This window comes from Pseudomonas sp. AC136 (genome assembly GCF_979258585.1).
The window spans coordinates 2,410,001-2,424,384 of record NZ_OZ409865.1 but is presented as its reverse complement, the minus strand read 5'-3'; the positions used below and the strand labels follow the sequence as shown (position 1 = coordinate 2,424,384).

At 61.0% G+C, this 14,384-nt stretch carries 13 protein-coding genes (1 of these 13 cut by a window edge); 5 read left to right on the top strand and 8 right to left on the bottom strand.

Features of this window, described 5'->3' with window-relative positions:
• Positions 1-91: 91 nt before the first annotated feature.
• From ACZZZU_RS11015 to ACZZZU_RS11005, 3 genes are all read right to left on the bottom strand, one after another.
• The gene (locus ACZZZU_RS11015; protein ID WP_463550598.1) at positions 92-1,453 is read right to left on the bottom strand and encodes a uracil-xanthine permease family protein; all 1,362 of its coding nucleotides are present in this window, start codon (positions 1,451-1,453) and stop codon (positions 92-94) included.
• Between the two features lie 169 nt (positions 1,454-1,622).
• Positions 1,623-2,441 carry an outer membrane protein OmpK gene (locus ACZZZU_RS11010; protein ID WP_463383854.1) on the bottom strand — a complete coding sequence of 273 codons (819 nt, stop codon included), beginning with the start codon at positions 2,439-2,441 and terminating at the stop codon, positions 1,623-1,625.
• A 303-nt stretch (positions 2,442-2,744) separates the two neighbouring features.
• Entirely contained in the window at positions 2,745-3,665 is a 921-nt protein-coding gene (locus tag ACZZZU_RS11005; protein WP_463383853.1) for a LysR family transcriptional regulator, read from the bottom strand.
• A gap of 185 nt (positions 3,666-3,850) precedes the next feature.
• On the opposite strand from ACZZZU_RS11005, the gene aptA reads away from it, so the two are divergent.
• The 3 genes from aptA to ACZZZU_RS10990 all read left to right on the top strand — a co-directional run bounded on the left by aptA (position 3,851) and on the right by ACZZZU_RS10990 (position 7,050).
• Positions 3,851-5,197: an omega-aminotransferase AptA gene (gene aptA, locus ACZZZU_RS11000; RefSeq protein WP_122493183.1), complete on the top strand. Its 1,347-nt coding sequence runs from the start codon at positions 3,851-3,853 to the stop codon at positions 5,195-5,197.
• Positions 5,198-5,201: 4 nt separating this feature from the next.
• Positions 5,202-5,489 (top strand): cupin domain-containing protein, encoded by a 288-nt coding sequence (locus tag ACZZZU_RS10995; RefSeq protein ID WP_463383852.1) that lies wholly within the window; start codon positions 5,202-5,204, stop codon positions 5,487-5,489.
• A gap of 64 nt (positions 5,490-5,553) precedes the next feature.
• Entirely contained in the window at positions 5,554-7,050 is a 1,497-nt protein-coding gene (locus ACZZZU_RS10990; RefSeq protein ID WP_122493181.1) for a CoA-acylating methylmalonate-semialdehyde dehydrogenase, read from the top strand.
• 97 nt (positions 7,051-7,147) lie between these two features.
• On the opposite strand, the gene ACZZZU_RS10985 is transcribed toward ACZZZU_RS10990, so the two are convergent.
• The 4 genes from ACZZZU_RS10985 to ACZZZU_RS10970 all read right to left on the bottom strand — a co-directional run bounded on the left by ACZZZU_RS10985 (position 7,148) and on the right by ACZZZU_RS10970 (position 11,958).
• A complete protein-coding gene (locus ACZZZU_RS10985; RefSeq protein WP_463550597.1) occupies positions 7,148-7,495 on the bottom strand; it encodes a lysozyme inhibitor LprI family protein in 348 nt (115 codons plus the stop codon).
• Between the two features lie 121 nt (positions 7,496-7,616).
• Positions 7,617-9,230 carry an inorganic phosphate transporter gene (locus tag ACZZZU_RS10980; protein ID WP_463550596.1) on the bottom strand — a complete coding sequence of 538 codons (1,614 nt, stop codon included), beginning with the start codon at positions 9,228-9,230 and terminating at the stop codon, positions 7,617-7,619.
• Between the two features lie 717 nt (positions 9,231-9,947).
• Positions 9,948-10,859, bottom strand: a complete 912-nt coding sequence (ppk2, locus tag ACZZZU_RS10975) for a polyphosphate kinase 2 (protein ID WP_463550595.1) — start codon at positions 10,857-10,859, stop codon at positions 9,948-9,950.
• A 91-nt stretch (positions 10,860-10,950) separates the two neighbouring features.
• Positions 10,951-11,958: a transporter gene (locus ACZZZU_RS10970; protein ID WP_122493178.1), complete on the bottom strand. Its 1,008-nt coding sequence runs from the start codon at positions 11,956-11,958 to the stop codon at positions 10,951-10,953.
• Between the two features lie 330 nt (positions 11,959-12,288).
• Between ACZZZU_RS10970 and ACZZZU_RS10965 the strand changes: the two genes are divergently transcribed.
• Positions 12,289-13,068, top strand: a complete 780-nt coding sequence (locus ACZZZU_RS10965) for a hypothetical protein (RefSeq protein ID WP_463550594.1) — start codon at positions 12,289-12,291, stop codon at positions 13,066-13,068.
• 38 nt (positions 13,069-13,106) lie between these two features.
• Here the strand turns inward: ACZZZU_RS10965 and ACZZZU_RS10960 are convergent, their stop codons facing one another.
• Entirely contained in the window at positions 13,107-13,451 is a 345-nt protein-coding gene (locus tag ACZZZU_RS10960; RefSeq protein WP_122493177.1) for a zinc ribbon domain-containing protein YjdM, read from the bottom strand.
• Between the two features lie 182 nt (positions 13,452-13,633).
• Here ACZZZU_RS10960 and ACZZZU_RS10955 point away from each other — a divergent pair, with 182 nt between their 5' ends.
• On the top strand, positions 13,634-14,384 hold the 5' portion of the coding sequence (locus ACZZZU_RS10955) for a YihY/virulence factor BrkB family protein (RefSeq protein WP_122493176.1). The gene runs 146 nt beyond the window's last position; 751 of the gene's 897 nt are visible here — the first part of the coding sequence; its start codon is at positions 13,634-13,636; its stop codon lies beyond the right edge, outside the window.

Sequence of the window (14,384 nt, the reverse complement as noted above, 5' to 3'; positions counted from 1 at the left end):
CCATCGCGGCTAAAGCCGCTCCCACAGGTGACCCACCGCTCCCACAGGTGATCACCGACCCCTGTGGGAGCGGCTTTAGCCGCGATGGGTTTTACTCGGTCACCGCCTTCCCACGCTTCTCTTCCGGCAACACCAAATTCAACACAATCGCCGTCAACCCGCCGCTGGTGATGGCGGAGTCGAACAGGTTTTGCACCAGCTTGGGCATCAAATGCAGCAGCGTCGGTTGCGCGGCAATGCCCAGGCCCACGCCAAACGAGGCGGCGATGATGAGCATGCTGCGACGGTCCAGCGGCGACTGCGCGAGGATGCGCACGCCGGCTGCGGCCACGCTGCCGAACATCACTAACGTGGCGCCGCCCAGCACCGGTTTCGGAATCTGTTGCAGCACGGCGCCCAGCAAGGGGAACAGGCCAAGGGCAAACAGCACCACGCCGATGTACAAGCCGACGTAACGGCTGGCGACGCCGGTCATCTGGATCACGCCGTTGTTCTGCGCAAAGGTGGTGTTGGGGAACGCGCTAAAGGTGGCGGCGATCATGCAGCTGACGCCGTCGCCCAATACGCCGCCTTTGAGCCGCGCCAGGTAGCGCGGGCCTTCAATCGGTTCGCGCGAGAGCATGCTGTTGGCGGTGAGGTCGCCAACGGTTTCGATGGTGCTGATCACGTAGATCAGCGCCACCGGAATAAAGGCTGTCCAGTCGAAGGCGAAGCCGAATTTGAACGGAATTGGCAGGCTGACGAGGGGCAAGTCCGGCAGCGGTTGTGGCACCAGCTTGCCGGTGAACCAGGCGGCGATGCTGCCCACGGCCAGGCCGATGATGATTGCCGACAACCGCACCCACGGCCGGCTGGAGCGGTTCAGGACGATGATGGTCAGCAGCACCAGGGCCCCGAGGCCGAGGTTGGCGGGCGCGCCGAAGTCCGGGGCGTTGAAGCCGCCGCCCAGGTCGGTGACGCCCACTTTGATCAAGCTCACGCCAATCAAGGTGATGACGATGCCAGTCACCAGCGGCGTGATCACGCGGCGCAGTTGGCCGAGCATGCGGCTCAGCACAATCTGTACGAAGGCGCCGAAAAAGCACACGCCGAAAATCATCGCCAACACATCTTCCGGGCTACCGCCGCGGCTCTTGACCAAAAAGCCGGCCGACAGCACGGCGCCGAGAAAGGCAAAGCTGGTGCCTTGCAGGCAGATCATGCCGGCGCCGATGCCAAACGGGCGGCGCGCCTGAATAAACGTACCGACGCCCGAGACCATCAAGGCCATGCTGATCAGGTACGGCAGGTGGGCGCCCAGGCCCAGCACCGAGCCGATCACCAGCGGCGGCGTGATGATGCCGACAAAGCTGGCAAGCACATGTTGCAGAGCGGCGAAGAACGCCGGCACCGGCGCCGGGCGGTCTTCGAGGCCGTAGATGAGGTCGGTGTCGCTGTCGGAGTCAGGCTGCATGTTGCGGTCTCGCACAGGTGTTTTGTTGGCCCGGCTGGTCGCGCCGGGCTACAGAATTCTTGATTAAAAAATGCCCATTGAGCGCGGTGCGCCAATGGGCCAATAAAGGAGGTTTACGTTCAAGCGGTAGAGCAGGCCGCTGCGCCAAAACAGCGGCCGGAACAGCGGATCAGAAGTGCACTTTGGCGATGAAGTTGATGGCGCTCTGGTCAGTGCCTTGCAGAATTTCGTCACCGAGGAAGCTGTTGTCGTCGATGGCGTATTTGTTTTTCCAGTAGTCGTATTCCACACCCACGTAGAAGTGTTTGACCGCGCTCCAGCCCATGGCTTTGCCCAGGTCGTATTTAACCTGCGGGTTGAAGTGGAAGTTGGCGTGCAGGTCGTTCGGACGGCTGCTGGTGGCGTCTTTGTTGTTCCACACCCAGTCGAGGTAGCCGTCGATAAGGATGTCGGAATTGCCTACCGGAATGGTGTACGACCACACCGGCGTCACTTGCCACTGGCCGGACGGGTTCTTGGTGATGCCGTCGGGTTTGCGGTAGTAGAAGTTCAGCTGGAAGTAGTCGAAGCCCGGCAGGTTGAAGTCGAAGGCTGGGCCGAGCAGGTAGTTCTGGTTGCGGTTCTCGCCACGCTCGTAGGTGCCAGCGAGCAGCACATCTTTCAGTGGGCCGAACTCGATTTTCTGGTCGAAGATTTTGCTGAACGACAGGCGCGGGGTGATCTCGCCGTAGTAGGTGTTTTTGCCGGCGTTGGCATCTTCGGTGCCGTTGTAGTTGATCTGGTCGAAGAAGATAAACAGGTCGCCGAAGGTCCAGCCGCTCGCGTGTTCGAACGAGAAGGTTTGCTGGATCGCCGGGTTCACTTTGAAGTCGCGGCCGTACAGGTACGTGATGCTGTTGTCCTGCCACACCAGTGGGCCGTCGGCTTGAGCGGCGCTGGCGCCCAGCAAGAGGCTGCCGGCAAGCAGCAGGGAAGAGACTTTATTCATTCGCGTGTGTGCTCCCAGGAAGGCGTCCTTCACACGAGCGCAGTGGCCCGCATGACTTCACTCTAGTTTTAGTTTTCCTGGCCACTTGGTCAGGTGCACTCGTCTTTGCAAGTTTCTGTCCAAGTGATCAGATTCGCCGAAAAAACTTCGCAGAAATTGTGCGCAATCGATGCGGGCCTTGTGTCGGCGGGTGCATACATTCGCTGCAGAAAGGGTGACGGACAAGCCGTCAGACTGACCGATGGGTCGAGGAACGGCGGGCTGCTTCGTCATGGCGCCCGCCGTGCACTGAAGCGGGGCGCCTCAGGTGGTGGCGGCGAGGGCTTCGAGAAAGCTTTCCAGTACCAGGTGCGGGCGACGGCCTTTGCGCGTCACCGAGGCCAGGCTCAGGTCGTAAAAACGGCTTGCCGGTTTCAGCGCGCGCAGCCGCCCTTGCTGCACCCAAAAGCTGGCGTAGTGGTCCGGCAAGTAGCCGATATAGCGCCCGGTAAGAATCAGAAACGCCATGCCTTCACGGTCGGAGGCGCTGGCGGTGGCTTTCAGCACTTGGTACTGGGCCTGAATCTCGGGCGGCAGGCGGAAGGTGGGGGCGATGGCGTCCTGCACGTTCAGGCGCTCGTCGCTGAGTTGGTCGTCGGCGGCGTAGAACAACGGATGGCCGACCGCGCAGTAGAGCAGTGAGCGTTCTTCGTACAACGGTTGGTATTCCAGGCCGGACAAGGTGGTGGCCTGCGGCACCACGCCCACGTGCAAGCGACCGTCGAGCACGCCTTGCTCCACTTCGCTGGGCGGCGTCATGCGGATTTGGATGTGCACATCCGGCCCGCGTTCTTTTAATTGAGCCAGCGCGTTGGTGATGCGCATGTGCGGCAGCGTCACCAGGTTGTCGGTCAGGCCAATGTTCAACTCGCCCCGCAAGTGCTGGTGCAGGCCGTTGACCTCGGTGCGAAAACTTTCCAGGGCGCTGAGCAGTTGCAGCGACGATTGATACACCTCGCGGCCTTCCTCAGTCAGCGCAAACCCGGCGCGGCCGCGCTGGCACAGGCGCAAGCCGAGGCGTTGTTCGAGGTCGCTCATTTGCTGGCTGATGGCCGAGCGGCCGATGCCCAGCACGCTTTCGGCGGCGGAAAAGCCGCCGCATTCCACCACGCTGCGAAAAATGCGCAGCAGGCGGATATCAAAGTCACTGACCTGGGCGAGGGGGTCGGGGCGGCGGGTACTCATAGTTTAGTGAATGCCAATCTGAAAATTAGAAGAATCGGGTTTTTCAGACTTTATGCCCATGGCACCTTTGCTCGCAAGCACAACAGCTACCCGTCATTTGCGTAGGAGCCAGCTTGCCGGCGAATCTTGGTTCGCCAGCAAGCTGGCTCCTACAAAGAACAGAACAATCCATGCGAGGCCATTAAATGAACATGCCGCAAACCGCCCAGCCATCCTTGGCCAGCCAGCTCAAGCTGGACGCGCACTGGATGCCGTTTACCGCCAACCGTAACTTCCAGCGCGACCCACGTTTCATCGTGTCGGCCGAAGGCAGCTGGCTGGTGGACGACCAGGGCCGCAAGATCTACGACAGCCTGTCGGGTCTGTGGACCTGCGGCGCCGGGCACTCACGCAAGGAAATTGCCGAGGCGGTGGGCAAGCAACTCGGCGTGCTGGATTACTCGCCAGGCTTTCAATATGGCCACGCGCTGTCGTTCAAACTGGCTGAGGAAATGGTCGAGCTGATGCCCGGCGACCTCAAGCATGTGTTCTTCACCGGTTCCGGCTCCGAGAGCGCCGACACCTCGGTGAAAATGGCCAAGGCCTACTGGCGCCTGAAGGGCCAGGCGAGCAAAACCAAATTCATCGGCCGCGCCCGTGGTTACCACGGTGTGAACATCGCCGGTACCAGCCTCGGCGGCATCGGCGGCAACCGCAAAATGTACGGGCAGTTGATGGACGTGGACCATCTGCCGCACACCCTGCAACCGGGCATGGCCTTCACCGAAGGCGCTGCGCAAACCGGTGGCGTGGAGCTGGCTAACGAACTGCTGAAACTGATCGAGCTGCACGACGCCTCGAACATCGCGGCCGTTATCGTCGAGCCGATGTCCGGTTCGGCCGGCGTGATCGTGCCGCCAGTGGGCTACCTGCAACGCCTGCGGGAAATCTGCACGCAGCACAACATCCTGCTGATTTTCGACGAAGTGATCACCGCCTTCGGCCGCATGGGCAAGTGGACCGGCGCCGAATACTTTGGCGTGACGCCAGACATCATGAACGTGGCCAAGCAGATCACTAACGGTGCCGTGCCCCTGGGCGCTGTTATCGCCAGCCGCGAGATTTACCAAACCTTTATGAACCAGCCTTCGCCTGAACATATGGTCGAGTTCACCCACGGCTACACCTACTCGGCTCACCCAGTGGCGTGCGCTGCCGGCCTGGCCTCGCTGGAAATTCTCAAGCGCGAAAACCTGGTGCAGCAATCGGCTGAACTGGCCCCGCACTTCGCCAAGCTGCTGCACGGCGTGAAAGGCGCCAAGCACATTGTCGACATCCGCAACTGCGGCCTGGCCGGCGCCATTCAACTGGCCCCGCGTGATGGCGACCCGGTGATCCGTCCGTTCGAGGCTGGCATGAAACTGTGGAAAGCCGGCTTCTACGTGCGCTTCGGCGGCGACACCCTGCAATTCGGGCCAACCTTCAACGCCAAGGTCGAAGACCTCGACCGCGTGTTCTCTGCTGTGGGCGATGCCCTGAACAGCGTGGATTAAGGCCATGACCCAGCGCGTGCAAGCCGTGCCCACCGTGCAGGTGGATAACGATGAGGTGATCGTCACCGAATGGCGTTTTTCGCCCGGCAGCGAAACCGGCAAGCACCGCCACGGTTACGACTATGTCGTGGTGCCGATGACCGACGGCCTGCTGCTGTTGGAAACCCCGGAGGGCGACAAGCACGCGCCGCTGAAAGCCGGCCAGGCGTACTTCCGCAAGGCTGGCGTTGAACACAATGTGATCAACGCCAGTGACCACGAGATCGTCTTCATCGAGACCGAAATTAAATAGGCATCGTGCTGTTCTAGCACGGGCCAGGCGCCAGACGCCGCAGCATTCGATAAGGGAGTTTTGTATGAGCACCATCCAGCATTTGATCAACGGCGAATTCGTGACCGACACCGGTCGCACTGCCGACGTGTACAACCCGTCGACTGGCGAAGCGATTCATAAAGTGCCATTGGCCAGCCGCGCGACCGTGCAACAAGCCATCGACGCCGGCAAAGCCGCGTTCCCGGCCTGGCGCAACACACCACCGGCCAAACGCGCGCAGGTGATGTTCCGCTTCAAGCAATTGCTGGAGCAGAACGAAGCGAAAATCTCGCAGATGATCAGCGAAGAGCACGGCAAAACCCTCGAAGACGCGGCCGGCGAACTGAAGCGCGGCATCGAGAACGTCGAATACGCCTGCGGCGCGCCGGAAATTCTCAAAGGCGAATACAACCGCAACGTCGGCCCGAACATCGACGCCTGGAGCGACTTCCAGCCGGTGGGCGTGGTCGCCGGTATTACCCCGTTCAACTTCCCGGCCATGGTGCCGTTGTGGATGTACCCGCTGGCCATCGTGTGCGGCAACTGCTTCATCCTCAAACCGTCCGAGCGTGACCCAAGCTCCACCTTGTTCATTGCTGAACTGCTGAACCAGGCCGGCTTGCCTAAAGGCGTGTTGAACGTGGTGCACGGCGACAAGGAAGCGGTAGACGCGCTGATCGAAGCGCCGGAAGTCAAAGCCCTGAGCTTCGTGGGTTCGACGCCGATTGCCGAGTACATCTATTCCGAAGGCACCAAGCGCGGCAAACGCGTTCAGGCGCTGGGCGGCGCGAAAAACCACGCTGTGCTTATGCCCGATGCCGACCTGGACAACGCCGTCAGCGCCCTGATGGGTGCAGCCTACGGTTCGTGCGGCGAGCGCTGCATGGCGATTTCGGTGGCGGTGTGTGTGGGCGATCAGATTGCCGACGCGCTGGTCGAGAAAATCGTGCCGCAAATTAAGGCGCTGAAAATCGGTGCCGGCACCTCGTGCGGCCTGGACATGGGCCCGCTGGTTACCGCTGCTGCCCGTGACAAAGTGGCCGGTTACATCGACGCCGGTGTGGCCGCTGGCGCGACCTTGCTGGTAGACGGTCGCAACCTGAAAGTGGCCGGCAATGAAGACGGCTTCTTCCTCGGCGGTAGCCTGTTCGACAACGTTAAAACTGACATGACCATCTACACCGACGAGATCTTCGGCCCTGTGCTGTGCATCGTTCGCGTCGGCAGCCTGGAAGCGGCCATGCAGTTGATCAACGATCACGAATACGGCAACGGCACCTGCATCTTCACCCGTGACGGTGAAGCGGCGCGTCTGTTCTGCGACGAGATCGAAGTGGGCATGGTTGGCGTCAACGTGCCGTTGCCGGTGCCAGTGGCTTACCACAGCTTCGGCGGCTGGAAGCGCTCGCTGTTCGGCGACCTGCACGCCTACGGTCCGGACGGTGTGCGTTTCTATACCCGCCGCAAAGCCATCACCCAGCGTTGGCCGCAACGTGCTTCCCATGAAGCCGCGCAGTTCGCGTTCCCAAGCAACGGCTAAGCGCGTTCGCTGTATCGGCATGTGAAAAGGCCCGTCATGTGACGGGCCTTTTTTTATGCGCGGCCGGCCGGTTTTTCGGCGCCGGCGCGGCTGCTATTCAGGGCGGCGCCACGGTGCAATCCGTGCCGGTTTCGGCGCAGTGCAGGTAGTGCTGCAGCGCGCGAATTCGCGCCAGGGTCATGTCCTCGACGCACCGGCGATAACTGTCGATGTGCTCATTGTTTTGTTCGTCATCGGTAGTGACGAACTCGCATTCGGCATCACGAAAGGCTCGCCAGGAGCGCTGGGTGTTGATCAGTTGCTTGCGGTGAATCGGGGTGTTTTGCAGCAGGGTTTTCAAGGTGGCGTACAGCGTCGCCAACTGCTCTTTGCTGGCTTCGTAGGACACCGGCGTTGCACCGATCAAACTGCCACACAGCAGCAAAACAGCGAGGCGTCGCAGCATACAAGCTCCTGACCGGGCGAACACGTGCGCCCGGATGTGAAGCATAGGCGCTGCGCGGCGCAGACGAATAAACAAGCCGCCCTTGCACAGTGAAAGGGCGGCAATACGCGGGGGAGCGCGGTTAAAACAGGGAGGTGAACAACCAATACAGGCTGCCCGACAACAGGATGGCGACCGGCAAGGTCAGCACCCAAGCCATGATCAGGTTGCGGATCGTGCGCATCTGCAAGCCGGAGCCATTGGCGGCCATGGTGCCCGCCACACCGGATGACAATACGTGGGTCGTGGATACCGGCAGGCCATACACGTCGGCCGCACCAATGGTGACCATGGCCACCAACTCGGCGGAGGCGCCCTGGGCGTAGGTCAGGTGGGTTTTGCCAATTTTTTCGCCGACGGTGACCACGATGCGTTTCCAGCCGACCATGGTGCCGAGGCCCAGAGCGATGGCGACGGCAATTTTCACCCACAGCGGGATGAACTTGGTGGAGTCGTCGATTTGCTTCTTGAACGCCAGCAAGGTGTTTTGCGTGGCGGTGTCGAAGCCGCCGACTTTGTCTTTGTCCATAAAGCGAATGGCTTCGGAGGTGAGGTACATGTCGTTACGCACGTTGGACACTGCCGCCGCCGGGACCTGGGCCAGGGAACCGTAGCTTTTCACTTGCGCGCCGATGGAGCCGGCGAGCGAGGCCAGGGCCGGAATCAGCTCGGGTGTGACCTGTTTGCTGCGCACGTATTCCGAGAGCGTGGCGCGTGGGTCTTGCGGGGCCGGTTGCGGGGCAACTTTCACCAGCGCCTGCTGGGTGACTTGGGCCAGCGCGGTGAATTGCTCGACCTGGCTTTCCGGCATGGCGCGGTTGAGTGCGTAGGCCATGGGCAGCGTGCCGATCAGAATCAGCATGATCAGGCCCATGCCCTTCTGCCCATCGTTGGAACCGTGGGCGAACGACACGCCGGTGCAGGTCAGAATCAACATGCCGCGAATCCACCACGGCGGCGGCGTGTTGCCTTTAGGCGCCTGGTACAGCTCGCGGTTTTTCACCAGCGCACGCAGGGCCAACAGCAGCAGCGCGGCGCAGCCAAAGCCGATCAAGGGCGAGAGCAGTAGGGAGTAGCCAACTTTTGTGGCTTGCGCCCAGTCCACGCCGCTGGCCCCGTCGCGGCCATGCATCAGCGCGTTGGCGATGCCCACGCCGATGATCGAGCCGATCAGGGTGTGCGAAGACGACGCCGGCAAACCCAGCCACCAGGTGCCGAGGTTCCAGATGATGGCGGCGATCAGCAGGGCGAACACCATGGCAAACCCGGCGGACGAGCCCACCTGCAGAATCAGCTCCACGGGCAGCAAGGCAATAATCCCGAACGCCACCGCGCCGCTGGACACCAGTACCCCGAGAAAATTGAAACAGCCCGACCACAACACCGCGAACTGCGGCGGCAGCGAATGGGTGTAAATCACCGTGGCCACGGCGTTGGCCGTGTCATGCAAACCGTTGACGAACTCGAAGCCCAGGGCGATCAGCAACGCGATGCCCAAGAGCACGAAGGGCGTCCAGGTGGTAACGACGGTGCCGGCTTCGTCGACGTCGTGGAACAGGCTATACGCGCTGTAGACCAGACCGAGGATCAGGATGGAGAAGAAAGCCAGTTTGGTGCCCTTGCCGTGGGTTCGGTTCAGCTTGGGCTTGGCGTCTGCCGCGATTGACACATCGCCGGCATAGGAGGGGCTGTTCATGTGAAGGGCGTCCTTGGGGAAGGGAGACCTGATCACTATTCTGTTTGGATGTTACAGATTGTGTTTCGGGGGGCGTTGGTTGTTTGTGGGGGATGTGGGTTGGGGGTAGAGGCTGGATTGGACGGAGTCACCTGAAAGACTCTGGATCCCCGCCTTCGCGGGGATGACGGGTGTTTGTGCGCGCATCTGCGTGTGTGCCCGCGGTATCAGCCAAAATCACCGTCATTCCCGCGCAGGCGGGAATCCAGTTTTTCGGATCGGACGGAGCAACCTGAAAGATTCTGGATCCCCGCGTGCGCGGGGATGACGGGTGTGGTTGCGCGCATCTGCGTCTGTAGCCGCGCCGTCAGCCAAGCCACCGTCATTCCCGCGCAGGCGGGAATCCAGTTTTTCGGATGGGACGGAGTAATCTGAAAGATTCTGGATCCCCGCGTGCGCGAGGATGACGGGTGTATTTGCACGCATCTGCGTCTGTAGCCGCGCCATCAGCACAAACCACCGTCATTCCCGCGCAGGCGGCGGTCCGACGATTCGGAATCCAGTTTTTCGGACGAGACGACGTAACCTGCAAGATTCTGGATCCCCGCCTTCGCGGGGATGACGGATGTTTGTGCGTCGGGCGCCGATGCCTAAACGAGCCTGGATCCCCGCCTTCGCGAGGATGACGGGTGGGGTTGCACACTTGGCGTTCTGCCCCCCAGCCATCGACGCTCCCCCTCAATACGCCTGCGGCACAATAATGCTCGACGGCGTCGGATTCCTCACATAGTCGTCATGCCGCAACCGCTGCGGCAGTTCCACCTGCGGGTGCTCCACTTCCTCGTACGGCATCTGACTTAGCAGGTGGTTGATGCAGTTCAACCGTGCTTTTTTCTTGTCGTCGGCCTGCACCACCCACCAAGGCGCTTCTTTGATGTGGGTGCGTTCGAGCATGATTTCCTTGGCCTTGGTGTACGCCTCCCAGCGGCGGCGCGATTCCAGGTCCATGGGGCTGAGTTTCCATTGCTTGAGCGGGTCGTGAATGCGCGCCAGGAAGCGCAGGTGCTGTTCACTGTCGGAAATGGAGAACCAGTATTTGATCAGCTGAATGCCCGAGCGCGCGAGCATGCGTTCGAATTCGGGCACGCTGCGGAAGAATTCTTCGTATTGCTCGTCGTTGCAAAAACCCATCACCCGCTCGACGCCCGCGCGGTTGTACCAGCTGCGGTCGAACAGCACGATTTCACCCGCCGCAGGCAGGTGCGAAACGTAGCGCTGGAAGTACCACTGCGTTTGTTCACGGTCGTTCGGTGCGGGCAATGCGGCCACTCGGCACACGCGCGGGTTGAGGCGCTGGGTGATGCGCTTGATCACGCCACCTTTGCCTGCCGCGTCGCGACCTTCGAACAGAATCACGACTTTGTGCCCGGTCTTGACCACCCAACTCTGTAACTTCACCAGCTCACCTTGCAGGCGAAACAGTTCGCTGAAGTAACGCTTGCGAGCGCGCTTGGCCTCGCTGTCTTCGGGGCGGCCCTGGAACAGTTCGTCGAGGTCTTGGCCGTCTTCGAGCAGTTCCAATTCCAATGCTTCGTCGCCGTAGTCCTGCAACTCACGGTGGATGCGTTGCATCAGCTGGTCGTTGGTCATGTCTGCACCTCAGGTGGGAGAGCGGGGCGTAGGTGGGCTGGGCTGCCGATGCTAGAGCGTGGGCATGGCAGGCGGATGACAGCGCAGCGCGCTAGTAATCGCTGCGTTTGCGAAAGGCCCAGCGTCCGGCCAGCGCCGTGAACGTGGCCACCAGCGCCACCAGAATCCAGAAACCTTCGGCGTCATCGGCCAACGGAATGCCGCCGACGTTCATGCCGAAAAAACCGGCAATGATGTTGATGGGCAAGGCCAGCACGGTGACTACGGTGAGGGTGAACAGCGTGCGGTTACTTTGTTCGTTGAGCTGGGCGACGATTTCTTCCTGCAGCAACTTGATCCGCTCGCCAAGGGCTGTGAGGTCGCTGATGACCAGGGTGAATTCTTCGGTCGCTTCGCGAAGTTCGCGTACGTCGTCGTCTTGCAGCCAGTCGGGCGGGCGGTTGAGCAGGCGCATCAGCGAACCCGGCTCCAGTGCCAGCAGGCGTTGCAGGCGAACCAGCACTCGGCGCTTGGTGCCGAGGTCGGCGCGGTTGCTGTTCAGGCGCGAGGCGAGCAGTTGGTCTTCAATGCCGTCCACGCTGAGGCTGGTTTCGCGGACGATGCCGGTGAGCACGTCACCTTGATCGCGCAGCAGGTGAACCAGCACCTCCAGCGGCGAGCGGAAATGTTCCCCGCGTTTAACTGAGGAGCGCAGCTTGTCGACCGAACGCAGCGGTTGCAGGCGGGCAGTCACCAGCAGGCGGCTGCGTGCGCAGACCCACAGGGTGGAGATGTCGGTGCTGACCATGTCGAAGTTGAACACCACGTCGTTGACCACCGCCAACAGCGCCGAGTCCACGTGCTCCAAGCGCGTAGAGCGCGAGCCTTCGCGCAGGCTTTCGAAGAAGTATTCCGGTAGGTCGAGGTGCGCCATCATCCAGCGCTCGCAGGCCGCGTGTGCCAGGTTGAGGTGCAGCCAGAGGAATTCGCCGTCATCGCTGGGCGCTTGAAGCCAGGACAGGGCGGCGCTTGAGTCGATTTCCTCGCCGCGCTCGCCCGGGCGGAAACGAAAGCCATAGAGCAGACCGAACAGGTCTGGAACCTCAAGGGTGTGATTCATGGCGGCTCACTGCTGTAACAGAACGCTGGGAGGATCGGTAACCGACGGGCGATTTTGGCGTGCGGACGGCGAGCAGCTTGCGCGGGTGTTGTGACGGGCTGATGACGGAATGAAGTCGGCGCGCAGGGTCTGCCCAGTAGGGGCAAACCCTGCGTTTTGCCAGGCGGCGCAACCTCTGCGCGACTTGCCGGTCAGACCCTGAGGCCGACGCGACGAGGCGTGTTGGCTGGGGTGCCTAAAAAATAACCAGGCACGGCATTTTTATTGCTAGCGCTGAGCTAGTTGCACTGCACAGCGCCTGAGTGGATGACTGTACGACGCATGGATTGGATGAACCTGCTAGCAAGTGTCGCCGGGCGGCGCGCAAGGCTTCGGAGCGAAGCTGGGGTGCGGCGTTGGCCGTCGCACGCGTGCGCGTTGCTGCTAGCTTTGCTTCTTGCCGGCTGCGCCACGCACCAGGACCACGATTCAATTGTGGGCAATAAAAGCGCGGTGAAGCCTGGCGAGTTCTTCCAGACGCACACCGACCGCATGGCCACCATTGGTATGCGCAACAACCTCAATACCCTCTATCGCCTGATGGACAAACTCTACCGCCGCAATCCGCGCGAGTGGCGTAAGACCGGCTTGCCGACGCTTGAAGAAGCGGAAAAACAAGTGCAGCTGTCTATCGAAAAAGACCTTCCATTACCTGAACTCGGCGGCCGTAAAGACGTTGAGGCGCTGAGCTACGCGTTGAGCGTGGACTACAAGGGTGATCGGGTGGGTGGTTTTGTTTATGCGCTGGGCAGCATGTTGATTACGGCGCATGGCGGGCGTACCGAGTTCTATATGACCGATGAGCTCGACCCGCAATTTATCCACAACGCTGCGCGCAATATCGAGAAGGCGACGTGGATGCTCGCCAGTCGTAACGACTTGAAGGGCAACCCGTGGCTGTTGTCGAACGAGCTATCGCCGGATGTTCGCAACCTGAGTTTTGCCGTGGAGTTCGGCAAGATTGTCGCGCGCCTGGACCTGCTCACCGATGTGCTCGATGAGCGTTATCGGCGGCTGGGGGTGAGTTATGCGCAGGGGCTGCTGTTTATGAACTTCTTGCCGGTGCAGTAAGGCGGGGTAGGGCGGCGCGGTAGGCCGCCCGGAAGTGGTTAGACCTTTTTGACGAATTCGGACTTCAGCTTCATGGGGCCGATGCCGTCGATTTTGCAGTCGATGTCGTGATCGCCGTCGCACAGGCGGATGTTCTTCACTTTGGTGCCCACCTTGACCACCAGCGACGTGCCTTTGACCTTGAGGTCTTTGATCACGCTGACCGAGTCGCCGTCTTGCAGTACGTTGCCGACGGCATCCTTGATGACCTTGTCGCTCTCGCCGCCTGTGTCCGTTGCCGCAGTGGCCGACCATTCGTGGGCGCATTCCGGGCAGACCAGTTGCTGGCCATCTTCGTAAGTGAATTCGGAATTGCATTTCGGGCAGGGTGGCAACGTGCTCACGGGAACCTCGGCTTCAGACCGCTAAAAAGGCCGCATAGTGTATAGGGTTTTTCCCTCGTTTCGGTTGGCCGGCGGGGGACGCTTATTTTTACACGAACCGATTTGCCGCCCGTGTGCTCAAAACCCGTGGACGCGGCGCTATTTCACTGGCGCCGCAGGCAGCTAACGCACGGGGGTTGAGCATGTTTTTACCGGATCTGCGCGGTGTTTCCTTCTGGGAAATCATGAAGTGCACGGTGGTCGACTTTCTTGATGACGAGTTGCCGACCTACGCATCGGCACTGGCCTTCCAGCTGTTCTTCTCTTTATTCCCGTTCTTGTTGTTCCTGATCGCGCTAATCAGCGTGCTCGACTTACAGCCGTTCTTTGATTGGTTGCGTGAACAAGCTGCACTGGTATTGCCTCGCGCGGCGATGGAATTGGTCGACCCGGCGATCAGCAATCTGCAAACGCAAAAGGCGGGTTTGTTTTCCTTCAGCATTGTTATCGCCCTGTGGACGGCTTCGGCCGCGGTGCGCTCCACGATGTTGGCGATGAATCAGGTATATGGGGTGGAGGAGGGGCGGCCGGCGTGGAAGCGAATTCCGCTATCGGTGATTTACATCATTGGGGTAGCGGCGTTGCTGCTGATTGCGGCGGGGCTGATGGTGGTCGGGCCTCAGGCGATGAATTGGCTGGCGCACCAACTGGGTATTGAGCAGATCGTGGTCGTGCTGTGGAACTGGCTGCGTTGGCCGGTGGCGGTGTTCATGCTGGTAGCGGTGGTGGCGACGGTTTATTACCTGGCGCCGGATGTGAAGCAGGAGTTCCGCTTTATTACGCCGGGGTCGGTGGTGGCGGTGATCGGCTGGATTGCCGCTTCGTTGGGCTTCGGGTTCTACGCGCAGAACTTCGCCAACTACAACGCCACCTACGGGAGCATCGGGGCGATCA

What these genes read in the sequence shown, in the direction of transcription:
- ACZZZU_RS10970 (WP_122493178.1), bottom strand. Translation starts at nt 11,958, where the DNA reads ATGAATCACACCCTTGAGGTTCCAGACCTGTTCGGTCTGCTCTATGGC.
- ppk2 (WP_463550595.1), bottom strand. Translation starts at nt 10,859, where the DNA reads ATGACCAACGACCAGCTGATGCAACGCATCCACCGTGAGTTGCAGGAC.
- ACZZZU_RS10995 (WP_463383852.1), top strand. Translation starts at nt 5,202, where the DNA reads ATGACCCAGCGCGTGCAAGCCGTGCCCACCGTGCAGGTGGATAACGAT.
- ACZZZU_RS10990 (WP_122493181.1), top strand. Translation starts at nt 5,554, where the DNA reads ATGAGCACCATCCAGCATTTGATCAACGGCGAATTCGTGACCGACACC.
- ACZZZU_RS10965 (WP_463550594.1), top strand. Translation starts at nt 12,289, where the DNA reads ATGAACCTGCTAGCAAGTGTCGCCGGGCGGCGCGCAAGGCTTCGGAGC.
- aptA (WP_122493183.1), top strand. Translation starts at nt 3,851, where the DNA reads ATGAACATGCCGCAAACCGCCCAGCCATCCTTGGCCAGCCAGCTCAAG.
- ACZZZU_RS11010 (WP_463383854.1), bottom strand. Translation starts at nt 2,441, where the DNA reads ATGAATAAAGTCTCTTCCCTGCTGCTTGCCGGCAGCCTCTTGCTGGGC.
- ACZZZU_RS10985 (WP_463550597.1), bottom strand. Translation starts at nt 7,495, where the DNA reads ATGCTGCGACGCCTCGCTGTTTTGCTGCTGTGTGGCAGTTTGATCGGT.
- ACZZZU_RS11015 (WP_463550598.1), bottom strand. Translation starts at nt 1,453, where the DNA reads ATGCAGCCTGACTCCGACAGCGACACCGACCTCATCTACGGCCTCGAA.
- ACZZZU_RS11005 (WP_463383853.1), bottom strand. Translation starts at nt 3,665, where the DNA reads ATGAGTACCCGCCGCCCCGACCCCCTCGCCCAGGTCAGTGACTTTGAT.
- ACZZZU_RS10980 (WP_463550596.1), bottom strand. Translation starts at nt 9,230, where the DNA reads ATGAACAGCCCCTCCTATGCCGGCGATGTGTCAATCGCGGCAGACGCC.